This is a genomic window from Mesorhizobium sp. M7A.F.Ca.US.006.04.2.1 (assembly GCF_004022915.1).
Classification (GTDB): Bacteria; Pseudomonadota; Alphaproteobacteria; order Rhizobiales; family Rhizobiaceae; genus Mesorhizobium; species Mesorhizobium ciceri.
In genome coordinates this window covers 1-4,931 of sequence record NZ_RZQA01000492.1, presented here as the reverse complement: position 1 = coordinate 4,931, position 4,931 = coordinate 1, and the positions used below count along the sequence as shown (strand labels likewise).

3 protein-coding genes and 1 pseudogene are annotated in these 4,931 nt (G+C 66.4%); all 4 read right to left on the bottom strand.

The window, feature by feature from the left end; all coding sequences use genetic code 11:
• Nucleotides 1-1,345 (bottom strand): bifunctional phosphoribosylaminoimidazolecarboxamide formyltransferase/IMP cyclohydrolase (gene purH, locus EN925_RS23435; RefSeq protein WP_128336959.1); only part of this gene is annotated, 1,345 nt, incomplete at its 3' end.
• An 85-nt stretch (nt 1,346-1,430) separates the two neighbouring features.
• A complete protein-coding gene (locus tag EN925_RS23430; RefSeq protein ID WP_013529012.1) occupies nt 1,431-3,155 on the bottom strand; it encodes a heparinase II/III family protein in 1,725 nt (574 codons plus the stop codon).
• A 147-nt stretch (nt 3,156-3,302) separates the two neighbouring features.
• Entirely contained in the window at nt 3,303-4,697 is a 1,395-nt protein-coding gene (locus EN925_RS23425) for an RsmB/NOP family class I SAM-dependent RNA methyltransferase (RefSeq protein ID WP_245465115.1), read from the bottom strand.
• A pseudogene (locus EN925_RS23420) lies at nt 4,688-4,931 on the bottom strand (protease HtpX); the annotation flags it as partial. The gene EN925_RS23425 and the pseudogene EN925_RS23420, both read right to left, overlap by 10 nt.

Below are 4,931 nucleotides of genomic sequence, written 5' to 3'. Positions count from 1 at the left end.
GGCCGGCGCCGATGCCGACGGTGGCGCCGTCCCTGACGTAGACGATGGCGTTGGACTTGACGTGCTTGGCGATGCGGAAGGCGAATTTCAGGTCGACCATTTCGACCGGCGTCGGCGCCCTCTTGGTCACCACTTTCAGTTCGAGGTCGTCGACGACAGCGTTGTCCCGGCCCTGGATGAGCAGACCGCCGGCGACGGATTTGACCGTCGTGCCCGGCGTGCGCGGATCCGGCAGCCCACCGGTGACCAGCAGGCGCAAATTCTTCTTCGCCGCGACGATGGCCGCTGCCTCGTCAGTGGCGCCGGGCGCTATGATGACTTCGGTGAAGGTTTTTACGATCTCTTCCGCCGCCTCGGCGTCGAGGGTGCGGTTGACCGCGACGATGCCGCCGAAGGCCGAAACCGGGTCGCAGGCGAGCGCCTTGGCGTAGGCGGCTTTCAGCGAGGTGCCTTCGGCAACGCCGCACGGGTTGGCGTGCTTGATGATGGCGACGGCGGCGGAACGCGCCGGATCGAACTCGCCGACCAGCTCGAAGGCGGCGTCGGTGTCGTTGATGTTGTTGTAGGACAGCTGCTTGCCCTGCAACTGACGCGCCGTGGCGACGCCCGGCCGCTTGTCGCCATTGATATAGAAGCCGGCGCTCTGATGCGGGTTCTCGCCATAGCGCATCACCTCGACCAGCCTGCCGCCAAAGGCACGCCACGTCGGGTGTTCGATCTCGAGCGCTTCGGCGAACCAGCCGGAGATCGCCGCGTCATAGCTGGCGGTGCGGGCGAAGGCCTTGGCGGCCAGCTTCTTGCGGAAATCCAGCGACAGCGAGCCGATGTTCATCTCCAGCGCGTTCAGCACCGAGGCATAGTCGCCGGGATCGGTGACGATGGCGACATAGGCGTGGTTCTTGGCCGAGGCGCGGATCATGGCCGGGCCGCCAATGTCGATGTTCTCGACGATCGATGCGTAGTCGGCGCCGGAGCGGCGGACCTCCTCGAACGGATAGAGATTGGAGACGACGAGATCGATCGGCTCGATGCCGTATTTGCGCATTGCCGCTGAATGCTCCGGATCGTCGCGCACGCCAAGCAGCGCGCCATGCACGCCGGGATGCAAGGTCTTGACGCGGCCATCCATGATCTCGGGAAAGCCGGTGAGCTCGGAGACGTCGCGCACCGGAAGGCCCGCGTCAGCGATCGCCTTTGCCGTGCCGCCGGTCGAGACCAGCTCGACGCCTGCGGCTGCCAGCGCCTTGGCGAAATCGATGAGGCCAGTTTTGTCGAAAACGGAGAGCAGGGCGCGACGCACGGGAACCAGGTCTGGTGCGGGAATGTTCTTGGCGGCGACGGCCATGGGCTGGCGGCCTTTCACGACTGGTGTGGTGGGTGCCCGGCCCGTAGCACATGCCGCCCGGAAATCAAACCAGCGGTCAGGTGGGTCAGTTGTTTTCCGGGTAGCCGGCGATGCTGGTGCGGGTCAGCTGCCAGTGGACTTCGGCGATTTCCGAGGCCTTGAAGGCAAGCACGATCTGGCGGCTGCGGCGCGGGCCGCCAAGGCCGGCGAAATAGATCGATTCCTCGACCTCCGGCACGACTTCGGCCGATGTGAACACCCAGGTGTCGGCCTGATCGGCAGCCAGCACCAGGCGGTCATGCTCGTCCTGCAAAAGGTTGACATCGGGATGAACGTGGAAGCGGACGGTGACGAAGTCGCGGCCATTGTTGCGGATCGCGGCACTGCCGGGGCGCTGGAAGCGGTCCCGGCCGGCCAGCACATTGCCGTTCGACGACAGCTTCAGTTCGCGCTCATGCAGGAAACCAAAGCGCGCGACATAGCCGTCATGGCGGGCGATGAAACCCTGAACGCCCTTCTGGTCGGTACGCTTGCACTGCACATGCTGCGGGCCGCCGATCAACGGCGAACCGAGCAGGTCGTTGACGCGCAACGAGTGGCTGAAGCGCGCCGACGAGGTGTCGTTGATGGTGGCGGTCGAGTGCGCGGCGGTGGCGCGCGCCAGCGGCCGGAATTCAGCCGCGCCGTAGGTGTCGATGCCGGCATTGACGATGTAGTGCTGGCGCCCGGACGACAGTTCGAAGGCAAGGCAGCTGGCATGTGCGGCATTGGACACGTCGACCGGCGGCGGCGGGCCGGTGTCGGCGATGACCGTGGTGCCGCCCATAGACAGGCGCTCATAGCCGGAATGCGGCGCATGCAGCAGCGGCGCGCCAGCGGTGTCGTCGTGGCGCAGGATGGTGGCGATGCGGTCGTGGATGGTGGCGCCCATGCCGTTGAAGCGGGCGAGGCTGCCATCCTGATGGCGGAAGAAGCGCAGCGCCGGCAGCATGCGGTCGATGGCGCCGATCAGCGCCTGCGGCGGCGTTTCCGCCTGGTTGGCATAGGTCTGGCGCAGTGGCAGAAGGTCGGCGAGGATTTCCAGGACGACCATCGGATTGCGCGAAATGTGCCCGCCATCGGCGAGGATCTGGCGGTCGAGTTCCTCGGCAAGATTGCGGGTCGCGCCACGCAGCGCCGATGCCGGCGCCGGCAGGGACAAGGCAGCGAAGGCGAGCGCGATGCGGGCCCGCAGCCTGTCCTTGCCGTCGGGCATTTCGCGCGCCATCGACCTGAGATAGCGGATCTGCATGGCAACCGACTTCAGGAAGGCGCGGTAGAAAGGGAACTCGGCGCCCTGCAATACGACCGAGGAGTGCTGCAACCAGGCGATGATGCGCTTGGCCGTCGTGCCGGGCTCCCAGGCGATGCCGGAAATATGGCTGCCATGCATGGTGATCCAATCGGAGACCAGGGCGCGGGCATTGGCAGCGGCAAGCTCCGTGCCGGCGGCGCGCATATGGCGCAGCCAGCGAAAGCCGTGCAGCGTCTTCTGCCAGCCGTGATTGGGCACGTTGATCTGGAAAGGCGACTTGCCGCCGGTCTCGACCAGATGCCCCGACAGGGGATAGCGGCCGTAATAGATCTCGAGTGCGATCTGCGGGTCGGCGAGGCGCAGGTCCGGCGGTGCGATCAGCACACGTTCCGGCGTGCGGCCGGAATAGCGCCAGCGATAGACAGGCCCGGCGCGCAGGCGCCGGCGCGTTTTGCGCCAGAACTCCTTCGCGACAAGCGTCCACAGACGCGTCGTGCTGCTGGCAGCCAGTGCCAAAACCCCTCCTGATCGTCCTCTACCCCGGCGCCGAGTCTACATGATTGCACGATTCGTGCGAAGGCGAATTCCACGAGCCCGGGCCGGTTCACCTGCTTCTGCCGCCGGTCCTGCCTAAAAAAGGCAGCAAATCCGGCAGTTCAAGCCCTAGCCGGCTCGCCGCATGCGAGCGGCGAAGAAGCCGTCGAGGCCCGAGCGTTCCGGTGCGCCGAGGTCCAGGTCGGCGGGCGTGGTGCGCAGCGTGCCTTGCGGCGTCAGGAATGGATCGATGCCGGCGATCTCGCCTTGCAGCAGCGGATCATTGGTGATTTCAGGCGTGCCGGCGAGAAAGGCGCGACAGAGATCCTCGCCTTCGAGCGGATCGAGCGAACAGTTGGAAAAGACGATCCTGCCGCCGGGCTTCACCAGCGTCACAGTGCGGGCGAGCAGCCTGCGCTGCAGGTCGGCCAGTTTTTCCACATCGGCCGAAGTCTTGGTCCATGGCACGTCGGGATGCCGCCGCACCGTGCCGGTCGACGAGCAGGGCGCGTCGAGGAGAATGGCGTCGAACAATTCCTTCGGCTCGTATTTGAGCAGGTCGGCCTGGACGATCTCGGCGGACAGGCCGAGGCGCTCGAGATTCTGCGTCAGCCGCACGAGCCGGTTTTTTGACGTGTCGACGGCGGTGACCTTCGCGCCGGCAACGATCAGCTGCGCGGTCTTGCCGCCGGGCGCGGCGCAGAGATCGGCAACCCGCAATCCCGTGACATCGCCGAACAGTCGGGCGGGCAGGCTGGCCGCGGCGTCCTGGACCCACCAGGCGCCCTCGGCAAAGCCAGGCAATTCAGTGACAGGACCGACAAGATTCTCGACCCGCACCGTGCCGGTCGGCAGGACGATGCCGCCGAGTTTTTCGGCCCAGAGTCCGGGATCGGCCTTGACCGAGAAGTCGACCGGCGCCTCAACGCGGTGCGCTTCGAGGATCTGTCTGGCCTTTTCGTTGCCGTAGGTAGTCTTCAGCCTGTCGGAAAACCATTTGGGCGCCTCGTCGGTGGCGGCAAGGGCGGCAGGCAATTCCGTTTCCTTGGCCCGTGCCAGTGTGCGCAGCACGCCATTGACGAGGCCGGAGAACCGCACCGTGCGCGGATCGGACTTGGCATGGGTCACCGCAATGTCGACGGCGGCGCTGTCGGGAATATCGAGGAACAGGATCTGTGCGGCCGCCACATGCAATATGTGCGACAGCGCCGTAGCATTGGGCGGCAGCGGCTTTTCCAGGCGCCGCGCCAAGAGCCCCGATATGGTCATGCGATAGCGCAGCGCGGTGACCAGAATGGCGCGGACAAGGCCGCGATCGCGCAAATCGAGCGCCTTGTATTGCGGGTGGCCGTTCTCGTGATCGGTCAGCCCGTCAAGCGGTGTCCTGGCATCGATGACGGCGGCAAGCAGGCGGGCCGCTGCCTTGCGCGCGGCGAGACCGGCGACGAAGTCGCCGCCGTCCCTGTGTTCCTGATCACCTGAAACCGTGCGTCGAGGTCCTCTGTCCGCCACGCTCACGACCACCGGCCCCTGGGCCCGGTCGGATTGCGACCCCATGGGTTGGATTTGGGCTTGGCGGGCTCCGCCGGCTGCTCGGGCCGTGCTGTCTGATCCCACGGGCCGGATGGCCGCAGTTCGTCCGCCTGGCGTGGCGTTGGGGCCTGGCGCGGTGCAGCCCGGGTTTCGCTGCCGGCCATGTCGCGCGCCATCGCCTGCAAGGCTGCAATGCGGTTCTCAGTGGCGGGGTGGGTGGAGAAC